The following is a 22707-nucleotide window of genomic DNA, read 5'->3' on the forward strand; positions in this document are numbered from 1 at the left end:
TCAGCGGGCCGCGTCGGGGTGCCCCGGCATGCTCGACCCGCCGCCGCTGCTGCCGGACGAGCCGCCGGTCATGCCCGCGCTGTTGTCCTCGGTGACGATGTCCGGCCGTACGTCGGTGTCTTCCGGCGCCGGGACCTCGGTGTCCGCCTCGACCTGCACCAACGGCACCTGGCCGGCCTCGTCCTCGCTGTGCTGCGGGTCGCCCGGCAACTCACCGTCGCGCTTTCGGTAGCCCACGCCGTGCCTCCCGTCGATGCCGGTCCGCGTCGGCGCTGGCTACCCGGCGTGGTCACGGCCGAAACCTCGCCCGCCAGCGGTGACCGCCGGTCGGAGAGTCTCGGCGGGTGGGGGAGCGGACGGCAGCCGCAGCGTCCGGCGACGGCTGAGCGCGACGGTCAGCGCCACCGCCAGCGCGCCGCAGACCACCAGGAACGCCGGGAGTGTTACCGAGGTGGTCGTTGACCGCGCCGCTGGTCGCGGAGCCGGCGGCGATGCCGAGCTGACCCGCCGTCTGCAACCAGGCCGCTATCGGCGCTGGCCGCGACGGGCCGTGGCCCGGGACGGCTGGCGGACCGGGGTGAGCGGCAGCGCCGTCCAGTGCGGTGGCCGGGTGCGCGTCGCCGGCAGACCGGTGCGTACGTCGCCCCGAGCGGCGTCCAGCTGGGACTGGTGCAGGAAGAGGGTGTTCCGCAGGTCGCTGCCCCGCAGGTCGGCCCCGCGCAGGTCCGCGCCGGTGAGGTCGGCGAGGCTCAGGTCGACGCCGCGCAGGTCGGCGCCGATCAACAGCGCCCCGCGCAGGTTGGCCCGGCGCAGGTCGACCCGGCGCAGGTCGGCGCCGGGCAGGCGCGCGCCCCGGTGGTCGACGCCCCCGGGGGAGCGGGCCGTGTCGCTGGCCTGGGACAGCAGGGGGTTGACCCGGTCCCGGTGCGCGGCGACGTCCACCGTGCGCAGGCGCGTCGGGTCACCCTCGGTGAGTGCCGCCGTCTCGGCGCGGGCGCGGGCCAGCTCGTCGCGCAGGTCGGCCGGCGGGTGCAGCGTCAGCGCCTCGGTGACGTACCAGAGCAGTTCGTGCAGGGGCCGCAGCACGGCGAACGCCTCCGCCATGGCCGGCAGCGTCTCCGGCGCGTCCCGCCAGTCGCGCCCGCCGAAGGTGACCTGGGAGACCTGCTGGCCGGCACCGAAGCAGTCGAACACCGTGCAACCGGGGAACCCGCGTTGCCGCAGCTCGGTGTGGATGCCGCAGCGGTGGTCCGGGCCCAGGTTGGGGCATGCCTGCCCGGCCGGCTTGTCGATGGCGAAGTCCGCCGATCGGGCGAACGCGGGCACCACGCAGCAGAGGCCGAAGCAGCGTCCGCAGTCGGCGCGCAGCTGCGCCGATCCGGGAGGCGGTGCGGGGCTGGGCGACACGTGGCCAGTCCTCCTGGTGTCCGGGGCGAGGCCACCATTGTTTCGCGCGCCGAGCCGACCGGTCGGCTCGGGGTCACCGTCCGTGCGTGTCGCCGGCCGCCGCCGAGCGGGGAGCCGGGGTACGGGAGTGGCCCGGTGGCGGCACCAACCGGTAGATCGCCCGGTCCCCGTCGTCGTGCCCGTACTTCTGGTCGAAGTGCCGTTTCACTGCGTCGGCCGGCGTGTGGTCGCCGTCGGCGGGCTCGGCCAGCGCGAACACCGCGGTGGACGCCCCGGGCGCGCGGGGCGGCAGCATGGCCCGCACGGTCAGCGGCCCGGTCACCCGGAACCCGCGGCAGTCGACGTAGTGCTGCCCGTCCACCGTCACGTACGGCACGCGCACCTCGACCACGTCCGAGTCGTCGTGGCGCAGCGTGACCACGACCGACCAGTACCGCTCCAGGTTCAGGGTGGCCTGCTCGTGCTCCCACAACTCCTCGAAGCGGGCGTGCACGAACCCGCCCCACGGGCTGTCCATGTCCACCTCCAGCTGAGGCACGTTGAACGACAGCTTCCCGATCGGGAAGAACGAGATCAACGCCCGCCCGTCCCACTGGTAGAGCTGGATCGACGGGGACGCGTCGTAGAGCCGGACCTGCAGGCGCTGCCGTAGCCGGGAGTCGAGGGCGTCGCTGAAGGCGGCCAGGTGGCGCAGGTTGGTGCGGATCTGTCGGGGCACGTCCACCCGCTGCCGTTCCAACTCCTCGGAGCGCTGCTGGGCGGCGGTGCAGTCCGGGTCGAGCAGGAGCAACTGCACCTGGGCGCCGTTGCCGAGCGCCGCTCGTATCGCGGTCAGGGTCTCCTCGCGGTGCCGCTGCTCCAGCAGGATCGTCCAGGTGTCGAGGATGCGCACCCGGCGTCCGGAGCGGTTCAGCCGGCTCACGAACGCCTGCTGGTCGAAGCTCAGGTGCTCCTGCACCCGCGCCTTGCGGGCCTCCTCGAACAGCGGGTCGAAGATGACGTACGAGATGGCCGCGAGCACCACGCTGGCACCGAGGTTGAGCAGCAGGTCGCTGAGGAAGCCGGTGCTGCGCCAGGCGCCCACCAGCATGACGACGGCGACTCCGAGCAGTGCCCCACCGACGACGAAGGCGCGTCGTTGCCGCCCGCCCCGACCAGCCCACTCGGGCATCCGGTCCCCTTCCCTCGTGGGTCGGCCCACCGCCGCCCGCAAATCACCAGGGTGCGGAGGATACGTGCCCGGTTTGCTGCTCGCTGTCCCGTTCGGGGCCAGCGGGTTCGTTGACCGGACCGTCACCACCGCTCATAGGGTGACGGTAACGGTGGCGCGCGACTACACAGGGTGGGCTCTGATGAATGACAGTGAACGCGAACAGGCGCTGCTGACCGCCCTGACCACCGAGCACTTCGCGCTGGAGACCGCCCGCTCGGGCACCGTCGCCGAGTCCACCGGCCGGGCCACCATCTACCTGTCCGTCCTGTCGGCCGCCCTGATCGGGCTGGGCTTCGTGGCCAGCAACGACAAGCTGGTCCGGCCCTACCTGGGCGCGGTGCTGCCGACCCTGGTGGTCATCGGGCTGCTGACCTTCCTGCGGCTCGTCGAGACGACAGTCGAGAACTCGTTGGACCTGTGGAGGATCCAGCGCATCCGTGCGTACTACCACCACCGGTTCGCCGGCCAGCACGACTTCTTCGCCGACGCCGTGACCGACGAGGGCACGATGCGATCGGCCTGGTCCCTGGTGGGCATCGAGCGCGGGCGATGGGAGTTCCTGCTGACCACTGCCGCGCTGGTCGGCGCGGTCAACGCGTTGCTGGTCGGGCTGGGGGTCGCACTGCTGGCCGGCCTGGCCGGCGTCGGGCACACGCTCGCGATCCCGGCCGGGGTGGTGGTCGCGCTGGCGGCGTTCGCCGCGCAGTTCCTCTACATCCTGCGCACGGCCGCGGCCGAGCGGAACTGACCGCCGCTCAGACCGAACGCCAGTCGTCGCTGGTCAACGAGTTGGCCTGCGGGCCCATCAGCAGCATCCCGCCGTCGACCGGCCAGGACGCCCCGGTGACGTAGCTGGCGGCGGGGGAGGCGAGCAACGCGACCACTGCGGCGACCTCGCGAGCGTCGCCCGGTCGCCCCACCGGCACGCCGGGCCGGTCCTGGGTGTACGGGTCGACGTCCTCCATGCCGGTCATCGGCGTGGCGATCTCACCCGGGGCGACCGCGTTGACGGTGATCCCCTCGGCGGCCAGCTCCTGTGCCATCACCCGGGTCAGCAGACCCAGCCCACCCTTTGCAGCGCAGTACGCGGCGGAGCCCACCCGGGGCGCGTGCTCGTGCACGCTGGTGATGTTGATGATCCGCCCGCCGGTGCCGGCGGCCCGCATCCGTCGCGCGGCCCGTTGTGCGCACAAAAACGGCGCGTCCAGGTCGACGGCGAGCACCTCGCGCCACTGCTCCCAACCGGTGTCGACGAACGGCGTCGAGGCGCCGGTGCCGGCGTTGTTGACGAGCACCCCGATGCCGTCCAGTCGGTCGGCCAGCTCGTCCACGACCGCCGCCGCCTCCGGTAGCCGGGTCAGGTCCACCTCGGCGACCTCGCAGCGACGACCGGTGGCGCGGACCTCGGTCGCGGTCCGTTCGGCGCCGTCGGGGTCGCCGTACCAGGTGATGCCGATGTCGAAGCCGGCCTCGGCCAGCGCGACCGCGCAGGCCTTGCCGATGCCGGAGTCCGCACCGGTGACCACGGCGATCCTCGGGTAGTTCTCGTATCGCTGGGGCATGTGGTTCGCACTACCCCGAGCGGGCCGACCCAATCGCCACGCCACGTCCCTGGCCGCCGAGGGCGTACCGTCGCCGGATGCGGATCACCCGATTCACGCACGCCTGTGTCCGGGTCGAGCACGGCGGCGGGGTGCTGGTCATCGACCCGGGCACGTGGAGCGAGCCGCGCGCCCTGGTCGGCGCGGACGCCGTCCTGGTCACCCACGAGCACACCGACCACGTGGACGTCCTGCGGCTCGCCGGCCTCGGCGTCCCGGTGTACGCCCCCGAGGGCGCCCGACTGCCGGATCTCGCGCCGCTGCCGGTGACCCGGGTCCGCGCAGGGCAACGCTTCACGGCGGCCGGCATCGAGGTCAGCGCCCACGGCGGCCGGCACGCCGCCATCCACGAGGGGCAACCGGACTGCCCCAACCTCGGCTACCTGGTCGGTGCCGGGCTCTATCACCCCGGCGACTCACTGCACGTGCCGGACGAGCCGGTGCACACACTGCTCGTCCCGGCCCAGGGGTCGTGGCTGCGCCTCGACGAGGCGATCCGATTCGCCGCCGCCGTGGGCGCTGCGGCGGCGTACCCGATCCACGACGCCCAGCTCAACGAGCGCGGCCTGGCGAGCGTCGCCGGCTGGTTCACCGAGACGATCCCCGGCTACCGCCACCTCGTGCCCGGCGACAGCGCCTGACTCCTGTCGTTCGGGAGGGCAAGGGTCACGCCGAGCGTCTCAGCGTGGGCCCGCCCGGCCTCAGCCCAGGAACAGTTGGACGAGGACCAGCACGGCGAGCAGCGCCGGCCCGCGTGAACCCTGTCGCATCAGGTCGACCGGGATCATCCCGAACGGGGTGTTGACCGTCGCGCCGCCGTAGTTGATCGGCGGGCGGGTGCCGGCCCGGAACGCGGCGAGCACCACCCCGACCGCCAGAGTCGGCGCGAGCCAGGCCGGCCCCGGGTCGACCGTCGGCAGGGTCAGCAACCACCACAGACCCGCGCCGATCGCCGGCACCACCACGTGGATCCCCCGCAGCAGGGTGTCGCTGCCACCGAGGGCCCGACGGAGCCCGGGTGAGCGGCTGACCGACCGCAGACCACCCGTCAGCCGGTCGACGGCGAGGTAGGCGAACACCACCTGCGCGGCCCCGGCCAGCCCGGGCAGGGCGAGCGCGGCAGCATACTGCACCCCGATCAGGGCGGCCCAGATCAGCACGGCGCTCGGGTGGCGGCGCAACCGGCGTACGTCGGCCTGGAGCAGCGCCCACCAGCCGGGGCCGGGCAGGAAGCGGCTGCTGCGAACCCGGCCGATCCGACGCCAACGCCGGCTCTCCACCAGGCCGGCGAGCAGGCTCGGGTCCAGCAGGATCATGGCCGTGGAGGCGGCGTTGGCGAACTGGGCGCCGGTGGTCAGCGTGGCCCGGTCGACCCGGGGCAACGCGCGTACCGCGAGGATGGTGCCCGCGCCCACGAGGGGCACCGCCGCGGCGAACAGCGCGACCGTCGGCATCGTCGCCGGCCGGGGCAGCCCGTCGCCGAAACGACCGACGAGCACCACCAGGGCGGTGATGGCCGCAGCGGCCACCATCGGCACCGCACCGACCAGTGTCGGCCACCGCCGACCCGCCCGGCTGCTCTGGGCGACGACGCTGAGCGCCAGCGCGGCCGCACCCCACCCCGCACCGGCCCCGGCCGCCCAACCCAGCGCCGCCAGGTCGGTGACACCGCCGAGCGCCGCCACGGCCACCCCGAGCGCCGCGGTGCCGGCCGCGGCACCCACCAGCAGCAGGGCGAAGCGCGGCGCCAGCCAGGCCCGCCGATCCACCGGCGCACTGGTCGCCCAGCTCTGCGTGGCCGGGGTGACCAGCAGCGGCCCGAGAGCGCGCAGACCACGCCAGGCGAGCCCGGCGCCGGCCAGCAGCGCGGCGACCGCCAACCACCACCGCACGCCCGGCTCGGCCCGCCCCACCGTGGGCGAGTCCAGCAGGTCGCGGCTCGCGCTGATCGCGAACCAGCCGTACATGGCCCCGAACAGGACCATGACGTACGCGTCACCCAGCACGTCGCCGAGGGAGTGGTCGTGGTGTCGGCTGCGCGCCTTGCGCAGGTGTGTCCGCAGCTGCCGGGCGGTGGGCACCCCGGCCGGCGTGTCGGCGATCGTGGCCGGCGGGGCGGTCACCGGCCGATCTCGATGCGCTCGTCGACCACCGCGTCGATCAACTCCGGGTCGTGCGAGGCCAGCAGCACGGCCGTCCCGGCTGCGCGTTCCCGCAGCAGCCGCTCGGCGAGCCACTGCCGCCCGCGCACGTCCAACCGCTGCTCGGGCTCGTCCAGGATCAGCACCCGGCGCGGCCGAACGAAACACGAGGCCAACGCCAGCCGGCGGCGCTGCCCGCTGGACAGGGTCACCGGCAGCTGGTCGCGGGCCGGCTCCAGACCCAGCTCGGCGAGGACCTCCTCGACCGGCTCGGCGTCACCCCCATGGGCGTACGCCACCAGCTCCAGGTGCTCGACCACGGACAGGTCGGGGAAGAAGTCGATGTCGTCCAGGGCCGCCGCCACCAGCGCCCGCACCTGCGGGTCGGTCTCGTCGGCCCGGCGGCCCTGCACCCGCACCTCGCCCGCGTCCGGGCGGTCCGCGCCGACGACACAGCGCAGCAGGGTGGTCTTGCCGCTGCCGTTGGGGCCCAGCACCACCGCGATCCGGCCCGCCGCGAGCGTGAAGCTCACGTCGTCGAGCACGACCAGGTTGCCGAAGTTGCGACTGAGTCCCCGTACCGAGAGCGCGTCCACGATCACAGAGTCTCCCAGAGCCGTGCCACCGACCAACCTGAGCGACCTACGTCACGCGGTCCGTGGCGTCGGCCTCAAGTCGGGCGTCGGCAGCGGCCAGCCCCTGATCGTCGGAGACCTCCTCGGCGACCGCCGCCGCGTCCGCCCAGTGCCGCCGCGCGTCGGCATGGTCGCCCAGCGCGGCGGCAGCGTCACCCAGGTAGAGCAGGGTGCGCGCCAGCCCCGCCGTGGGGCGTGCCTCCTCGCGCAGACGCCGACTCTCGGCCAGCAGCTCGTACGCCGTGTGCGCCTGCCCCGGCGTGCTGCTCAGCAGCGTCGCCCCGGCGTTGAGCAGCGCCGTCGCCCGGCTGGTCGGGTCGTTGACCGACTCGTACTCGTGCAGCGCGGCCCGCCACGCCTGCGCGGCGTCCAGGTGCTCGCCGAGCGCCGCGTGCACCAGCACCAGGTTGGTCAGCGCCGCCGCGTATCCGCGCGCGTCACCCACCGACCGGAACGTGTTGGCCGCCCGGACCAGGTGGTGGTGTGCGATGTCCAGCTCACCGCGGGCCAGCTGCGCCGCGCCCAGACCCAGGTCGGTGAGGGCGTGCCCGGCGCGGTCGGCCCCCGAGCGGTGCCGACGCGACATCTCCAGGTGCTCCACCGCGTCGTCGAGCTGCCCCAGGTCCAGCAGCGCCAGGCCCAGGTTCATCCGGGCCTGGGCGGTGCCCCGGCGCCCACGCTCGTTGACCGCGAGGGTGAGCGCGGCCGCCGCCCCGTGTGGGTCGTGGCGGCGACGGCGCAGCACACCCAGCTCGTTGTGCGCCCACCCGGCGATCTCCGGTCGGTCGTCGGCCGTCGGGGTGGCCAGCACGGTGCGGCAGACCTGCTCCCACTCGTCGAGCCGCTCGGCGTACGCCAGCCAGCCGCAGAGCGCCACGGCCAGCCGGAACCACCACCGGCGCACCCGGCGGGGCAGCGTCTCGGCCGCGCCGGCCGGCACCCGTACCACCGCCAGCAGCAGCTCCTGGTGCAGGTCGAACCAGCCGTACGGGTCGTCGTCCAGCGGCAACGACCACTCCCGGTCCGGTGGGGTGCCGAGCACCGCCAGGTTGGCCGCGTGCCGTTCGGCTCTGCGGGCCAGGTGTCGTGTCAGTCGGGCCTGCGCGGCGACCCGGGCCCGGGCCGGATCGGCGTCGCGCAGGTGCAGCCGGGCGCTGGCGGCCAGCAGCGGGCGGATCTCGTACCGGTCGCCGGGCGCGCCGACCACGAACGCCGCGGCGGCCAACTGGTCGAGCAGCGCGGTCACCCGCTCGGGGTGCCGCCCGGCCAGCGCGGCGATGGTCGGCCGGTCCACCGGGGCGGGGGTCAGCGACATCACCCTGTACAACCGTCGGGCCCCGCGGGTCAACGCCCGGTACGCGGTGTCCCGTTCGGTGATCAGACGTGCGGCCGGCGAGACGGCGAGCCGCTGGTGTGGCGGTGTCTGCACGGCACGACGGAGCGCGTCCAGCAGGTCGGAGTGCCGCCAGCCGTGCTGCGCGGTGCGGTAACCGAGCGCCCGGACGGTGCGCGGCTGACGGCCGCACAGGTCGACGATCTCGCGGACCTCCGGGTCGGTGCGGGGGTCGGCACGGCGAACCCGGGCGGCGGGGGCGGCCCCACCGGCGGCGGCGAACAGCTCGACCGCCTCGGAGGTGCCCGGCTCGGCGATCCAGTGTGCGACCACACCCTTGAGCCCCACCAGCGCCGGACCGCCGGCGAGCAGCAGCCGGCAGGTGCGCGCGGTGGGTGGCAGCAGTGGCCACACCTGCTCGGGCCGGTCGACGTTGTCGAGCACCAGCAGGATCCGGCGGCCGTCGAGCTGGCCGCGCAGGGCGTCGGCGGCGGCGACGAGCGCGTCCGGCCGACCGGAGACCGGCGGGGCGGTGCCCAGGATCCGGGCCAACGCGGTGAGCACCTGCCGGGCCGAGTGAGCTCGACCGCGCCGCCGCAGGTCGAGGTAGTACTGCCCGTCGGGGAAGTCGTCCCGGCACAGGTTCGCGGCCTGCACCGCGCACGCGGAGGTGCCCACCGCGCGGCGGCCCAGCACGGCCACCGCGTGCTCGCGGGCGAGCAGCCCGAGCACCGCCTCGACATGGTCCTCGCGGCCGGTGAACTCGGCCGTGTAGGGCAGGGTGGGCGCGCCGGTGGACGGCGCGGTGAGCACATCCGTCGGTTCGGGGTCGACCTCCCGGTCGGCCCGGCGGCGACGCACCTCGTAGACCACGAAGCCGACGATGCCCCCGACGGCGAGGGCGATGCTCGTCGGCCCGAGCACGCTGGCCGCCAGCCCGGAGAGCAGGTCGCTGGCGAGGTTGCTGACCACGTTGGCGAGGACACCGCTGACCACCCCGCCGATCGCGATCAGCGCCGGCCAACGGGAGCTGCGGCGGCCACCGCCCGGCCGGGTCAGCGGACACCTCCAGAGACGAGCCCGGCGACCAGGTGCCGCCGCGACAGCACCACCAGCACCACCGGCAGCACCGAGGCGAGCACCGAACTGGCCGCCAGCGCGCCGCTGTTGCTCACGAAGCTGCGGGTCTGCTCGGCCAGGAACGGGCCGAGCGGCGACGCCCCCGGCCCGCTGAACAGCCGACCCACCACCAGGTCGTTCCAGACCTGAACGAACTCCAGCACGGAGACCGCCACCACCGCCGACAGGTTGTGCCGGGCCAACCGTCGCAGGGTGTGCCACCACCGACGCCCGCCCAGCCGGGCGTCGCGCACCTGCTCGACCGGCAGGTCGGCGAACGCGTTGCGCAGCACCAGCACCGCGAACGGCACACCCAGCGCGATGTGCACCAGGGCCAGGCCCTGGGCCGTGCCGGAGGAGAGCACCAGGCCCAGCACCTCGTTGACCGGCCCGGCGATGACCTGGATCGGCACGACGCTGGCCGCCAGCAGCACCAGCCCGGTGGCCTGCGCGGCGGGCCCGGTCAACCAGGCCAACGGGTACGCGGCCAACAGCGCGACCACAAGCACCGTTGCGGTCACCGCGGAGGCCAGGAGCAGCGTGAAGCCCAGCGTGTGCCACAGCTCGGTGCCGGTGACCAGGTCGCGGTAGGACTCGCCGTTCGGCGGCGCCGACCACCAGCCCCGCGCGGCGGCGTCCACCCTGCCGTGTGCCGACGTGGCGACCAGCACCCCCAGCGGCACCAGCCAGGCGATCGCCGCGCCCGCCGCGAGCAGCCGGAACACCCGCCGGGGCGGGGCTACGGGGCCCGGCTCCGGGGCCGCCTCGGCGCGCGGCGGGGGCCAGGCCTGTCGGACGAAGAGCGCGGCCACCATGATCCCGCCGACGACCGCCACCAGCCACACCACTCCGAGCGCCGCGCCGTCGCCGGTCGTGGTGCCGCCCGACGTCTGCCAGATCCGCAGCGCGAGCACGGAGGCCTCGTCCCGGACCGAGCCGGGCGTCATCACCAGGATCAGGTCGAACGTGCGGCTGGTGCCGACCGCCACCAACGCGAACACCACAGCGGTCGTGCGCAGCAGCAGTGGCCGCCACTGCGCGTCCCACAGGACATGCCGACGCCCCCCGCCGTAGGCGCGGACCGCGTCGGCGAGACTCGACGGCACCGCGTCCAGCGCGGACCGGAAGACCAGCACGGCCAACCCCACCCAGGCCCAGACGAACGCCGACATCAACGCCACGGTGACCAGCCCCGGCCCGAGCAGCTGCGGCGCGTCGTCGTACGAGCGGCCGGTCAGCCGGGCCGCGACCAGGGTGGCCAGCCCCCGACGCGGGTCCGGGTCGTACATCAGCCGGAAGGTGACCCCGGTGACGACCAGCGGCAACGCCACCGGCACCAGGAGGATCAACCGGACCAGCCCGCCCTCCTGGGAGCGGCGGGAGGCGGCGGCGAGCAGATAGCCCAGTGCCGTCACCACCGCCGGCACCAGCAGTGCCCAGAGGACCGTCCGGCCGACCACCGCGCCGGTGCCCGGGGCGGCGAGCGCGGTACGGAAGTGTTCCGCGCCGACCCAGCGGCCATCGGTGGTGACGCTGGCGTGCATGGTCCGCAGCACCGGCCAGAGCACGAGCCCACCGAGCAGCACCGCGGCCGGCAGCAGCAGTGCGGAGGTCGCCCCCGCCGCCGGATAGGCCCGGCCGCGCCGGGGCGGCCCGACGTCGTCGAGCACCGCCAGCTCGCCGAGGACCCGCACCTGGCTCATCGGCCGCCACCCGCGCTGCGGGCCGCCAGAGCGAGCTGACCGGTGGCGCGGCGGATCGCCTCGGCGGCGCCGACGCCGTCGGTGACGTCGGCGAAGAAGCCCTGCATGATCCGCCAGATGCCGACCCCGTCCGAGCCGGTGAACGCGCCGCGCAGCTGGTCGGAGAGGTCGAAACGCAACGTGCCGGGCGCCTGCATCTCCCGGGCCAACTGCTGGCCGACCGGGTCGGTGTAGCTGCTGATCGGGACGTTGGTGTTGGGCGAGAGATAGCCGCCGGCGCGCAGCCACGGCCCGAACGAGCCGGCCCTGGTGAGCCACTCGACCAACTCGACCCCGCCCTGGGCGCCGGTGAACGCCACCGCGGCGTCCCCGCCGACGATCAGTGGGCCGCCGCCCGGCCGGGCGCCCGGGAACGGGAACGTGGTCGGTGCCTCCGGGCCCCGCTGGAACGGGCCGACGACGTCGGCGGTGAAGTCGGCCCCGAAGAGCATCACCGCACGCCGGGTGTGCACCATCTGGATCACCGACTCCTCGTACTGGGTGAGCAGGGCCCGACGCCCGCCGCCGAGGAACGCGCCGTCGACGCTCCACAGCTCGGCGAGCCGACCCAGGGCGTCGCGCACCGGCCTGGCCTGCCAGTCGGCGTCCGGGCGGGCGAGGATGTTGTAGCTCTCGGGTGCCACGTCGGCCAGCACGTTCTCGAACCAGTCGGTCAGCACCCACCCGTCCGCCGCGCCGATGGCCAGGGGCGCCGGGCCGCCGTCGCGCCGTGCGGCCGCGCCGAGCCGGCGGGTGAGCGCGACCAGCTCGTCCCAGTTGGCCGGCTGCTCGGACAGCACGGACGGCAGGTGCCAGACGAGTGACTTGTGCGCCGCCTTCACCCAGACGCCGTAGCGCCGGCCCTCGGCGGTCAGCAGCTCGCCCAGCGCGTCGGGCACCGCGTATTCGGTGGACGGGCGCACCGGGCTCAGCCAGCCGCGCTGGGCGTACTCGGTGACCAGGCCGGGGCGCGGCAGGATCGCCACGTCCGGGCTGGTGCCGGCGAGGTGCCGGGCCCGCAGGAACGCGTCGATGTCGTTGCCGGCGCTGACCACCTGCACGTCGCCGGGGTAGTCGGCGACGACCTCGCGGAACCGGTCCAGCTCGCTGGTGCTCCAGACGACCGCGACCTGCACCGACCGGGTCCCGCCGGAGCAGCCTGCGGCCAGGGCCGCGGCACCCGCGGCGGCGGCCCGCAGCAGCGTACGACGACCCAGTCGGACGGTCGGCGTCATGGGGTGGCCTCGCTCGGCTCGGTGACCAGCTCATGGCGCACCGGGATCTCGGCGAGGGTGGCCGGGTCGGCGGTGCAGACCAGCACCGCCACCCCGGGGGAGGCCGGTGGGGAGAGTCGAGGCATCAGGTCACTGAGGGCGCTGTCGCCCGCCGACCCGGCCGGCAGGTCGATGACGAGCACCTCGGGCAGGCAGGCAGCCGCCCGGGCGAGCGCCACCCGGAACCGCTGGGCGGCGTTGATCTGGTGCGGCAGCAGGGTGAGAGAGAACGCCAGCTCGAGACGGTCGACAACGGTGGCCGTCCAGTCGTCGGCAACCTCGTGCACCCGTTCGCGTTTGCGCTGGCCGTACTCGATGTTGCGACGCACGGTGAGCTGGGGGAGCAGGGCGCCACCGGCGGGCACGTAGCCGATCTGCCGGCGCGGCGGCGGCAGGGTGGTGACGTCCCGGTCGCCGACCATGATGCGACCGGTCACCGGGGCGGCGAGCCCGGCCAGCACCCGGGCGACCGCCGTGCCGAACCGGGGCGGCGCGACCAGGGCGGCGAGGGTGCCGGCTGGGACGTCGAGGGTCACCGGCCCGGTGCCGGGGACGGCGACCAGTGCACGTAGCCGTAACGTGGCCCTCACCTCCGGTGACCGCTGGGCGAACGTCCCCAGGGTGGCACATCGTGCCGACAATCGATGTCCTCACCATTTCCACTGTGGAGATGGCGGAGCTTCTCAGCCGGGCCCGTAGAGCGCGGCGAGCCCGGCCGCCGTGGCGGCCAGACGCTCGCGGAGCGCCACCGGGGTCAGCACCTCGACGTCGGCGCCCAGGCGCAGCAGGTCACCGTGGGCATGGGTGAGCGACTCGATCGGCAGCACCGCGGTCACCCAGCCACGTGCGTCCGGCGGCCCGGCGCTGGCGTCCACCGCGGTCACCACCGGATCGCTGCCGATCTCCCGCAAGCGCTGGCGACCGGCGGGGGAGAGCCGGACGGTTGCCTCGTCGCGGTGCAGCTGGGCGCGGAACCGCACCACGTGCGCCCGCCACCAGGCCGGCAGGTCGAAGTCGGCGGGTCGGTCGAACTCCTGCGCCAGGGGGGTCAGCGCGAGGATCTGGTTGACCCGGTACGTCGCCGGCGAGCCCCGGCCGGGCTGGTCGGCCACCACATACCACCGGCCACCCTTGAGCACCAGGCCGTACGGCTCCAGCACCCGGGTCACCTCACCGTTCCAGCCGCGGTAGCGCACCTCGACGCGGTGCTGCCGCCAGACCGCCTCGGCCGTGCGGGCCAGCTCGGGGGAGGCGTCGCCGTCGGCGTACCAGCCGGGGGTGTCCAGGTGGAAGCGTTGCTGGAGTCGGGCGGCCCGGTCGCGCAGCGGCGCGGGGAGGGCGGCGTGCAGCTTGAGTTGCAGCGCGGCGACCACGTCGCCGTAGCCCAGCTCGTCGGCGGGGCCGGGTAGCCCGGCCAGGAAGAGCCGGTCGGCCTCGTCGGCGGTCAGCCCGGTCAGGCGGGTCCGCCAGCCGTCGACCAGTTGGTAGCCGCCGGCGTGCCCGGCCTCTCCGTAGAGCGGGATGCCGGCGGCGTGCAGCGACTCCACGTCGCGGTAGATGGTGCGGGGGGACACGGCCAACCGGTCGGCGAGCTGCGCGGCGGTCAACCGACCGTGTGACTGGAGCAGCAGCAGGACGGAAAGGAGTCGACTGGCCCGCACTTCACTGACACTAGCTGTCAGGGGAGCGCTCGTACGGTCCCGGCATGGCTTTTCGCGACAAGGATCTGACAACACCGGGACCGATCACGGTGGACGGTCGACAACTGAAGCGCTACCACGTCGACCAGCCGGAGCGGCCGATCGAGCCGGAGGTGGAGAAGGCCGCGTACGACCTGCTGCCGGCGTTGCTGGCCGACGTCGTCGACGACGGCACCCCGGCCGCCGGGTGGGTGGTGCTGCACCGGGGCGCGGACACCGGCGCCTACCTGCTGGCGTACACCTGGGTGTGGGACAACGCGGTGGAGGTCCGCGTCGCCGCGGCCGGGCAGCCGGCGCTGGACTGTCCCGACGACGACCCGGCACACTTCGTCCACCTACGCCGCCCGGCGGTGGGCTGCGTCTGGGAGTTGGCGGTGCTGGAGCACGAGCGGGCCGCCTGGGTCCGGCACATGCTGACGCCGGAGAGCCCGAATCTGATCGGTTATCTGCGTGACACGCGAGCGGAAGGGCCGGTGGGCCGCTGATGGGCGACTTCGACTTCTATGTGGGCACCTGGAACGTGGTGAACCGGCGGCTGCGCGAGCGGCTGGTGGGCTCCGACGAGTGGGAGGAGTTTCCCGGGGTGTCGGTCGCGCACAGCTTCTTCGGTGGCGGCGGCAACTTCGACGAGATCACCTTCCCGACCAAGGGCTCCGCTGGCGCCACGGTCCGGATCTTCGACCCGGCCCGGCAGGAGTGGTCGATCTACTGGATGAGCAGCGTTGACGGCGTGCTGGGGCTGCCGCCGATGGTGGGCCGCTTCGTCGACGGGGTGGGCCGCTTCTACGCCGACGACCAGCACGAGGGCCGACCGGTGCGGTGCCGGTTCATCTGGTCGGACATCAGCGCGACCACGGCCCGCTGGGAGCAGGCGTTCTCCGTCGACAGCGAGCAGACCTGGGAGACCAACTGGATCATGACGTCCACCCGGGTGAGGGACTGACGCAGGACGATGGTGGGGCGGTGGTCGCGGTGTTAGTGTCCGTCCACCGCCCCGGATGGAGGAACGCCTTGGCCTCCGACCACGTCGACGTGCTGATCATCGGTGCCGGCCTGTCCGGCATCGGGGCCGCCTGCCACCTTCGTCGTGACTGCCCCGACAAGACGTACGCGGTGCTGGAGGCGCGCGACGCCGTCGGCGGCACCTGGGACCTGTTCCGCTACCCGGGCATCCGCTCGGACTCGGACATGTTCACCCTCGGCTACTCGTTCAAGCCGTGGACCGCCCCGAAGGCCATCGCCGACGGCACGACCATCCGGGAGTACGTGCGGGAGACCGCCCGGGAGTACGACGTGCAGCGGCACATCCGCTTCCGGCACCGGGTGCTGCGCGCCGACTGGGACAGCGCCGCCGCCCGCTGGACGGTGCACGCCCAGCGCACCGACACCGCCGAAACCGTGGTGCTGACCTGCTCGTTCCTGTTCGCCTGCACCGGCTACTACCGCTACGACGAGGGTTACACCCCGGCGCTGCCCGGTCTCGACGCGTACGCCGGGCAGGTGGTGCACCCACAGCACTGGCCCGACGATCTCGACCACGCCGGCAAGCGGGTGGTGGTGATCGGCAGCGGCGCGACGGCGGTGACCCTGGTGCCGGCCATGGCGGAGCGGGCCGCCCACGTGACGATGCTCCAGCGCTCACCCACGTACGTCATGGCGCTGCCCTCGCGTGACCGGCTGGCCGACGCGCTGCGGCGCCGGCTGCCGGCGAAGGCCGCGTATCCGGTGGTGCGGTGGAAGAACGTGCTGCTGTCCACCGTCAACTTCCAGCTCAGCCGGCGTGCGCCGGGGCTGGTGAAGCGGGTGCTGCGCCGGGCCGCGAGGGGCCGACTCCCGGTCGGGTACGACGTAGACCGGCACTTCTCGCCCCGTTACGACCCGTGGGACCAGCGGCTCTGCGTGGCACCCGACGGCGACCTGTTCACGGCCGTCGCGCAGGGCAGGGCGTCGGTGGTCACCGACACCATCGACACCTTCACCGCGCACGGCGTGCGGCTGGCCTCCGGCGACGAGCTGCCCGCCGACATCGTGGTCACCGCGACCGGGCTCAACCTGCTGGCCCTCGGTGGTCTGACAGTGCGCGTGGACGGCGTCGACGTCGACCTGGCGAACAGCGTCGCCTACAAGGGCATGATGCTCTCCGGCGTGCCGAACTTCGCCCTGACCATCGGCTACACGAACGCGTCGTGGACGCTCAAGGCCGACCTGGTCGCCGGGTACGTCTGCCGGCTGCTGCGGCACCTGGACCGCACCGGCCAGCAGGTCGTCACCCCGCTCCCGCCGCCCGACGCGCGGCGGGTGCCGCTGATCGACCTGCGCTCCTCCTACGTGCTGCGCGCTGTCGACGCCCTGCCCAAGCAGGGTGCGGCCGCGCCGTGGCGGTTGCACCAGAACTACGCCCGTGACGTGCTGTTGATGCGGCACGGCCGGCTCACCGACGAGGGTGTGCGCTTCACCCGGGCCGGCGAGGTGGCCACACCCGTCGGCGTCCAGCGTCCCGTCCCGACCAGTCCGTCTGCTCGTAGGTAACCGCCCGGAGAGGAGCACCATCGTGCAGAGGTTCGACTTCGCCGGCGCCACGGCCGTGGTCACCGGCGCGGCCAGCGGCATCGGCGCGGCGCTGGCGCACGCGCTGGCCCGCCGGGGCAGTGATCTGGTCCTGCTGGACCGTGACGCCGAGCGGCTGGAGGCGGTCACCGCCGCGATCCGCCTCGACCACCCGGGCCGCCAGGTGCACACGTACCTGGTGGATCTCGCCGACGTGACGGCCACCGCCCAGGTGGCCGCGGAGATCGGTCAGCGGCACCCGCGCGTCCGACTGCTGGTGAACAATGCCGGCGTCGGCCTCGGCGGCCGGTTCGACCAGGTGACGTTCGACGAGTTCAGCTGGGTGATCGACGTCAACTTCCGGGCCGTGGTGCAGCTGACCCACGCGCTGCTGCCCACCCTCAAGGCGGAGCCGGGCGCGCACCTGGTCAACATCTCCAGCCTGTTCGGGCTGATCGCGCCGGCCGGGCAGACCGCATACTCGGCGAGCAAGTTCGCGGTGCGCGGTTTCACCGAGGCGCTGCGTCACGAGTTGGTCGACGACGGCATCGGGGTGACGTCGGTGCACCCCGGCGGGATCCGCACCCGCATCACCGAGAACGCCCGGATCGGCAGCGGCGTCTCACACGAGGAGTACGCGGCCGGTCGGGCGCAGTTCGAGAAGCTGCTCACCATCTCGCCGGAGCGGGCCGCCGAGGTGATCCTGCGCGGCGTCGAGCGGCGTCGGGGCCGGGTGCTGATCGGCTGGTCGGCGAAGCTGCCCGACCTGCTGGCCCGGGTCCTGCCGGCCTCGTACAACCGGCTTCTGGTCACCGGTCTGAACCGGGGTGTCGTCCGTCCGGCGCCGCCGACCCCCGGCGTGCCGGCGCAACGCCCCGGCGACGCCGCTGTCGACCCGGCCCGTGAGGTGGCGTGACCGGCGTCCCGGTCACGGGGGTGTGCTGCCCCTCTTCTCCTCCTGGGCCAGCACCGCCTCGCGGTGCTCCGGCTCGTCGCGGCGGGCCAGTTCGGCGGCGAGCCGCGGGTCGCCTACCAACCGATCCCGGTTGCGGTGCAGGAAACTCTCGAAACCCCCGGTGTACGGGCACGCCAGCTCGCCGAGCGCCTGCTCCGGTGCGTAGCGGCAGCCGGCACAGTAGTCGCTGATCTCGTCGATGTCGGTGCCGTCCACCGCGTACGGGCGGGTGTCCAACCGGGCGAGGTCGGCGTACTGGCTCATGCCGATCACCGTCGCGTTCATCACCCAGTCGGTGCCGTCCACGAAGCAGCGCTGGAACCAGTCCGCCAGCTCGGTCGGCCGCCAGCCGCGCTGCAACGCGTAGTTGCCCAGCACCATCAGTCGGGGCGTGTGGTGGGTCCACGCCCGGTCCCGGACGCCGCCGAGGACGTCGGCCAGGCAGCGGGCCTCCACGGCGTCGGCGTCCAACTCGGCGAACCACTCCGGCAGGGGCTCGGTCGCGGCCAGCCAGTTCGCCCCCCGGAAGCGCGGCTCGAAGTACCAGTACAGCTGCCAGAGGAACTCCCGCCAGCCGAGCAACCCCCGGACGAAGGTGTCCACCGCCGTCCGCGGGGCCGTCCCGTCCCGCCACGCCTGCTCGGCGGCCCGCACGGCCGGCTCCGGGTGGAGCAACCCGAGGTTGAACGAGGACGACAGCACCGAGTGCGCGAACACCGGGTCGTCGCCGCTCATCACGTCGGCGTAGCGGCCGTACACCGGTAGCCGGTGGGTCAGGAAGTGCGCCAGCCGGGCCTGCGCCTCGGCATGGGTGGCCGGGTGCCGCCGGGGGCCGTCCCGGCCGACGAACCGCACCCCGTCGGCCGCCCAGCGGTCCAGGTCGCGGCGGACCTCGGCGTCGATGTCGTCCTCGACGATCGGTGGGGGCGGCGGTGACACCGCCGACGCGTCCCGCCCCTCGGCGCGGGGTCGACGCCCCGGCCCGGCCGCTGCGGCCGGCGCGGTCAGGATGTCGTGCCGCCGCTTCGCGTACCGGTAGAAGTCGGCCACCCGCAGCGGGCCGCGCCGGGGGCGGTCCGCCCAGCCGGCGAAGTCGGCCCGGCTGGTGATGAACCCACGAGGTGGCAGCACTGTCAGCTCCGGCACCGAACGGGCGAAACGCAGGGCCGCCCGGGAGTGCGGATGACACACCTCCACCGGCTCGGCGACCTGCGCCAGCGCCTCACGGAACGTGCCGGTCCGCAGCAGCAGCGCCCGGTCGCCCAGCTCGGCCGCCCGGTGGCGCAGCGCGGACAGGATCAGATGAGCCTTCTGCCGGTGCATCGGCCGTCGGCGGAACAGCTCTCGGATCTCCACCAGCAGCACCGGCTGATCGGGGTCGTCGAGGAAGTGTGGCCCGAGCTGGTCGGCCAGCAACCATCGGCGGCGATACATGCCGCAATTCTGCCCACTTTCCGGCCGTCGCAACCGACGCCGGTCCGGCAGTTCGGGCACCGGATTCCGCGCGGCGTCGGGTCAGGCCGGGTCGGACACCGTCGCTGCGGGTCCGAGGTCGCGGCCGCGCAGCAGCACGGTCAGCGTCACGAGGGCGACCAGCAGGGCCGCGAGCACGTACACCGGGGCCGGGCCGAGCGGCGCCAGCAGCGCGAGCAGCGCCACCACCGGGAAGGCGACGACCACCGCGCCGTGCTGCTGCCGGCGCACGTGCAGCACCCAGATCGTGAGCAGGAAGACCGCGACCGGGATGGCCACCGCGTACCCGGCGGTGGTCTCGGAGATGTGCGCGAGGTGCCGCTCGACGTCCACCGTCGCGCCCAGGCCGGCGCCGACCGCGGCGACCGCGCCGAAGACCAGGTAGTGGCCATAACCCCAGATCAAGGAGTACGGCAGCCGGTCGGGCGCCTCGATCGGCCGGTCGAAGTAGAGCCACCAGAGCGCGAACACGATGACGGCGCCGGCCGCCGCGAGCGACCACAGGTCGTGCTCCCCGGCGTCGAGCCCGGTCTGGATCGCCATCGAGATGGCCAGGACCGCCTCACCGAGCACGATGAGGGTGAACAACCCGTACCGCTCGGTGATGTGCCGGGGGTGCCACGGGGTCATCCCGGGGCGTTCGGCCACCGCCGGCACCAGCAGGTCGGCCAGCACCAGCAGCACGAACGACGCGATGCCCCACTCGGCGGGCAGCAACAGCCGCAGCAGCCACCCGAGCTGCACCACGCTCACGCCGATCGCGTAGCGACGCGCCGCCGCGCGGTGCCGAGGGTCGCCGGCCGCCGCGCGGCTCCAGTGCACGACGGCGGCCAGCCGCATCACCACGTACCCGTAGGTGATGACGGTGAAGTTGCCGTCGGCGAAGGCGGGAGGCACCCCGGCCGCCAGGATCAGCGCTCCGCAGATCTGCACCAGGGTGGTGATCCGGTAGACGTCGTCGTCGGTGTCGTAGGCCGAGGCGAACCAGGTGAAGTTCACCCACGACCACCAGATCGCGAAGAACACCATGAGGTAGCTGGTCACGGCGTGGCGGAGGTGCCCCTCGGCGACGTCGTGGTGCAGGCTGCTGGCGGCCTGTGCCACCGCCACCACGAAACACAGGTCGAAGAAGAGTTCCAGCGGCGTGGCCGCGCGGTGCGGCTCGTCGCGGCGACGAGGACGCATCGGCCGGTAGAACGGCCGCACCGAGCGGGAGACGGTCAACGCCGCTCCTCAGGCCGGGCTCAGCGGTGCCGCCGGCGGCCGTGGGTCAGCCCCTCCAGCACCAGGGTCAGCCCCGCGCCGACCAGCCAGATGTCCTTGGCGAGCCCCGAGCCCTGCTGGGTCGGGCGTACGCTGCCGGGCTCCCGCATCCCCGGCGTCTTCAGGTACAGCTGCACCAGGCCCGCGCCGAACGCGGTCAGGCCGAGCCCGACCAGCGGCGCCGGGACGAACGGCGCGAGCAGCGCGGCCCCCAGCGCGATCTCCGAGTACGCCAGCAGCTTGGCGAAGCGCGCCGGCTCGAACTGGCCGAGCTGGGGCATGGCGGCGACCGCCATCCCGTGCATGCCCTCCGCGGCGGCGCCCTCCAGGTTGCGCTTGCCCAGACCCGAGTTGAGGACGTACGCGCCGATGCTGACCCGCAACGGCAGGTGTGCGAGCTTCATGGTCACTCCCGATGGCCGTGGTCGAATGCGGCCCGCGTACCCCGGACCGCCAGCGATAACCGCCGGGCCGGCTGGGCTGACCGTGGTGGTCGCGGTAGGTTCGCCGGGGGCCCACCGCCGAGCCCGTGGCACACTCGCCCACCCGGCGTCCGGCCCTGCCGCAGACCACCAGCAGGAGGCGAAGTGAGCCAGGAAGTCCGGGGAGTCATCTCCCGCAGCAAGGGAGCACCGGTCGAGGTCACCACCATCGTGGTGCCCGATCCCGGCCCCGGTGAGGCCATTGTCCGGATCCAGTCCTGCGGCGTCTGCCACACCGACCTGCACTACCGCGAGGGTGGCATCAACGACGACTACCCGTTCCTGCTCGGCCACGAGGCGGCGGGCATCGTCGAGCAGGTGGGCGAGGGGGTCACCGACGTCGCCCCGGGTGACTTCGTGGTCCTCAACTGGCGCGCGGTCTGCGGGATCTGCCGCGCCTGCCGCCGGGGTCGCCCCTGGTACTGCTTCAACACCCACAACGCCACCCAGCGGATGACCCTCACCGACGGCACCGAACTCGCACCGGCGCTGGGCATCGGGGCGTTCGCCGAGAAGACCCTGGTGCACGCCGGGCAGTGCACGAAGGTCAACCCGGCCGCCCGGCCGGCCGCCGTGGGCCTGCTCGGCTGCGGTGTGATGGCCGGGCTGGGCGCGGCCATGAACACCGGCAACGTCACCCGCGGCGACTCGGTCGCCGTGATCGGCTGCGGCGGCGTCGGAGACGCAGCGGTCGTCGGTGCGGTTCTCGCCGGCGCCACGACGATCGTCGCGGTGGACACCGACAGCCGCAAGCTGGACTGGGCCCGCCAGTTCGGTGCCACGCACACCGTGAACGCCTCGGAGACCGACCCGGTCGAGGCGATCCAGGCCGCCACCGGCGGCTTCGGCGCCGACGTGGTGATCGACGCGGTGGGTCGGCCGGAGACGTGGAAGCAGGCGTTCTACGCCCGGGACCTGGCCGGCACCGTGGTGCTGGTCGGCGTACCGACCCCGCAGATGCAGATCGAGCTGCCGTTGCTGGACGTCTTCGGGCGCGGCGGTGCGCTGAAGTCCAGCTGGTACGGCGACTGCCTGCCCAGCCGGGACTTCCCGATGCTCACCGATCTGTACCTGCAGGGCCGCCTCGACCTGGACGCGTTCGTCACCGAGGAGATCGCGCTCGACCAGGTCGAGAACGCGTTCGAGCGGATGCACCACGGCGACGTCCTGCGCTCGGTGGTGGTGTTCCCGTGACCGCCCGGATCGACCGCGCGGTCACCTCGGGCACCTTCTCCCTGGACGGGCAGACGTTCGACGTCGACAACAACGTCTGGGTGATCGGTGACGACCGCGAGTGCGTCGTCCTGGACGCGCCGCACGACGTGGCCGCGATCCTCGCCCTGGTGGGTGACCGCCAGGTCCGGGCGATCCTGGCGACGCACGCCCACGACGATCACGTCCGGGTGGCACCCGGGTTGGCCGAGGCCACCGGCGCGCCGGTGCTGCTGCACGCCGCCGACCGGGTGCTGTGGGACATGGTCCACCCGCACCTGCCGCCGCACGGCGAGTTGCACGACGGGCAGGACATCGAGGTGGGCGGCACGACGCTGCGGGTGCTGCACACCCCCGGGCACAGCCCCGGCGCATGCAGCTTCCACGCCCCCGACTTGGGCGTGGTGTTCACCGGCGACACGCTCTTCGCCGGAGGGCCGGGTGCGACCGGGCGCTCGTACAGCGACTTCGACACCATCGTCCGGTCGATCCGCACCCGCCTGCTCACCCTTCCGTCGGAGACGGTCGTGCACACCGGTCACGGCGACGACACCACGATCGGCGCGGAGGCGCCGCACCTGCAGGAGTGGCTGGACCGCGGCCACTGAGC

General features: G+C 73.7%; 22 protein-coding genes. 8 read left to right on the forward strand and 14 right to left on the reverse strand.

Annotation, left to right across the window (positions count from 1 at the left end):
- The 3 genes from GA0070619_RS10685 to GA0070619_RS10695 all read right to left on the reverse strand — a co-directional run bounded on the left by GA0070619_RS10685 (position 1) and on the right by GA0070619_RS10695 (position 2578).
- Positions 1-237 carry a preprotein translocase YidC gene (locus tag GA0070619_RS10685; protein WP_088947909.1) on the reverse strand — a complete coding sequence of 79 codons (237 nt, stop codon included), beginning with the start codon at positions 235-237 and terminating at the stop codon, positions 1-3.
- 288 nt (positions 238-525) lie between these two features.
- Positions 526-1407 carry a pentapeptide repeat-containing protein gene (locus tag GA0070619_RS10690; protein WP_088947910.1) on the reverse strand — a complete coding sequence of 294 codons (882 nt, stop codon included), beginning with the start codon at positions 1405-1407 and terminating at the stop codon, positions 526-528.
- Between the two features lie 73 nt (positions 1408-1480).
- Positions 1481-2578, reverse strand: coding sequence for a DUF5919 domain-containing protein (locus GA0070619_RS10695; RefSeq protein ID WP_088947911.1), 1098 nt, complete (start codon positions 2576-2578; stop codon positions 1481-1483).
- Positions 2579-2759: 181 nt separating this feature from the next.
- Here GA0070619_RS10695 and GA0070619_RS10700 point away from each other — a divergent pair, with 181 nt between their 5' ends.
- Positions 2760-3368, forward strand: coding sequence for a hypothetical protein (locus tag GA0070619_RS10700; RefSeq protein ID WP_088947912.1), 609 nt, complete (start codon positions 2760-2762; stop codon positions 3366-3368).
- Positions 3369-3375: 7 nt separating this feature from the next.
- On the opposite strand, the gene GA0070619_RS10705 is transcribed toward GA0070619_RS10700, so the two are convergent.
- Complete coding sequence (locus GA0070619_RS10705; protein WP_088947913.1) at positions 3376-4182, reverse strand: SDR family oxidoreductase; 807 nt, start codon at positions 4180-4182, stop codon at positions 3376-3378.
- 77 nt (positions 4183-4259) lie between these two features.
- Between GA0070619_RS10705 and GA0070619_RS10710 the strand changes: the two genes are divergently transcribed.
- A complete protein-coding gene (locus GA0070619_RS10710; protein ID WP_088947914.1) occupies positions 4260-4862 on the forward strand; it encodes an MBL fold metallo-hydrolase in 603 nt (200 codons plus the stop codon).
- 60 nt (positions 4863-4922) lie between these two features.
- On the opposite strand, the gene GA0070619_RS10715 is transcribed toward GA0070619_RS10710, so the two are convergent.
- From GA0070619_RS10715 to GA0070619_RS10745, 7 genes are all read right to left on the reverse strand, one after another.
- Positions 4923-6344, reverse strand: a complete 1422-nt coding sequence (locus GA0070619_RS10715) for a DUF6297 family protein (protein ID WP_088947915.1) — start codon at positions 6342-6344, stop codon at positions 4923-4925.
- On the reverse strand, positions 6341-6964 hold the full coding sequence (locus GA0070619_RS10720) for an ABC transporter ATP-binding protein (protein WP_088947916.1): 624 nt from the start codon (positions 6962-6964) through the stop codon (positions 6341-6343). Before GA0070619_RS10720 ends, GA0070619_RS10715 begins: the two co-directional genes overlap by 4 nt.
- Before the next feature lie 40 nt (positions 6965-7004).
- Positions 7005-9326, reverse strand: coding sequence for a tetratricopeptide repeat protein (locus tag GA0070619_RS10725; RefSeq protein WP_088947917.1), 2322 nt, complete (start codon positions 9324-9326; stop codon positions 7005-7007).
- Between the two features lie 59 nt (positions 9327-9385).
- Entirely contained in the window at positions 9386-11152 is a 1767-nt protein-coding gene (locus tag GA0070619_RS10730; protein WP_088947918.1) for an ABC transporter permease, read from the reverse strand.
- A complete protein-coding gene (locus tag GA0070619_RS10735; protein ID WP_088947919.1) occupies positions 11149-12426 on the reverse strand; it encodes an extracellular solute-binding protein in 1278 nt (425 codons plus the stop codon). Before GA0070619_RS10735 ends, GA0070619_RS10730 begins: the two co-directional genes overlap by 4 nt.
- Positions 12423-13055 carry an ATP-binding cassette domain-containing protein gene (locus GA0070619_RS10740; protein ID WP_157743971.1) on the reverse strand — a complete coding sequence of 211 codons (633 nt, stop codon included), beginning with the start codon at positions 13053-13055 and terminating at the stop codon, positions 12423-12425. The genes GA0070619_RS10735 and GA0070619_RS10740 overlap by 4 nt, the downstream gene beginning before the upstream one ends.
- 93 nt (positions 13056-13148) lie before the next feature.
- A complete protein-coding gene (locus GA0070619_RS10745; RefSeq protein WP_088947921.1) occupies positions 13149-14126 on the reverse strand; it encodes a helix-turn-helix transcriptional regulator in 978 nt (325 codons plus the stop codon).
- Between the two features lie 44 nt (positions 14127-14170).
- Here GA0070619_RS10745 and GA0070619_RS10750 point away from each other — a divergent pair, with 44 nt between their 5' ends.
- From GA0070619_RS10750 to GA0070619_RS10765, 4 genes are all read left to right on the forward strand, one after another.
- The gene (locus GA0070619_RS10750; RefSeq protein ID WP_088947922.1) at positions 14171-14650 is read left to right on the forward strand and encodes a hypothetical protein; all 480 of its coding nucleotides are present in this window, start codon (positions 14171-14173) and stop codon (positions 14648-14650) included.
- Positions 14650-15108 (forward strand): hypothetical protein, encoded by a 459-nt coding sequence (locus tag GA0070619_RS10755; protein WP_088947923.1) that lies wholly within the window; start codon positions 14650-14652, stop codon positions 15106-15108. The genes GA0070619_RS10750 and GA0070619_RS10755 overlap by 1 nt, the downstream gene beginning before the upstream one ends.
- A gap of 68 nt (positions 15109-15176) precedes the next feature.
- Positions 15177-16694, forward strand: coding sequence for a flavin-containing monooxygenase (locus tag GA0070619_RS10760; RefSeq protein WP_088947924.1), 1518 nt, complete (start codon positions 15177-15179; stop codon positions 16692-16694).
- A 22-nt stretch (positions 16695-16716) separates the two neighbouring features.
- Positions 16717-17628 carry an SDR family NAD(P)-dependent oxidoreductase gene (locus GA0070619_RS10765; protein WP_088947925.1) on the forward strand — a complete coding sequence of 304 codons (912 nt, stop codon included), beginning with the start codon at positions 16717-16719 and terminating at the stop codon, positions 17626-17628.
- Between the two features lie 12 nt (positions 17629-17640).
- Here GA0070619_RS10765 and GA0070619_RS33790 read toward each other — a convergent pair whose 3' ends face one another.
- The 3 genes from GA0070619_RS33790 to GA0070619_RS10780 all read right to left on the reverse strand — a co-directional run bounded on the left by GA0070619_RS33790 (position 17641) and on the right by GA0070619_RS10780 (position 20807).
- Positions 17641-19101, reverse strand: coding sequence for a cryptochrome/photolyase family protein (locus tag GA0070619_RS33790; RefSeq protein WP_088947926.1), 1461 nt, complete (start codon positions 19099-19101; stop codon positions 17641-17643).
- Between the two features lie 81 nt (positions 19102-19182).
- Positions 19183-20364, reverse strand: coding sequence for a low temperature requirement protein A (locus GA0070619_RS10775; RefSeq protein ID WP_197699633.1), 1182 nt, complete (start codon positions 20362-20364; stop codon positions 19183-19185).
- Between the two features lie 20 nt (positions 20365-20384).
- The gene (locus GA0070619_RS10780) at positions 20385-20807 is read right to left on the reverse strand and encodes a hypothetical protein (RefSeq protein WP_088947927.1); all 423 of its coding nucleotides are present in this window, start codon (positions 20805-20807) and stop codon (positions 20385-20387) included.
- 183 nt (positions 20808-20990) lie between these two features.
- On the opposite strand from GA0070619_RS10780, the gene GA0070619_RS10785 reads away from it, so the two are divergent.
- A complete protein-coding gene (locus GA0070619_RS10785) occupies positions 20991-22079 on the forward strand; it encodes an S-(hydroxymethyl)mycothiol dehydrogenase (RefSeq protein WP_088947928.1) in 1089 nt (362 codons plus the stop codon).
- The gene (locus GA0070619_RS10790) at positions 22076-22705 is read left to right on the forward strand and encodes an MBL fold metallo-hydrolase (RefSeq protein WP_088947929.1); all 630 of its coding nucleotides are present in this window, start codon (positions 22076-22078) and stop codon (positions 22703-22705) included. The genes GA0070619_RS10785 and GA0070619_RS10790 overlap by 4 nt, the downstream gene beginning before the upstream one ends.
- Positions 22706-22707: the final 2 nt, after the last annotated feature.

It is taken from the genome of Micromonospora zamorensis (genome assembly GCF_900090275.1).
GTDB classification, from domain to species: Bacteria; Actinomycetota; Actinomycetes; order Mycobacteriales; family Micromonosporaceae; genus Micromonospora; species Micromonospora zamorensis.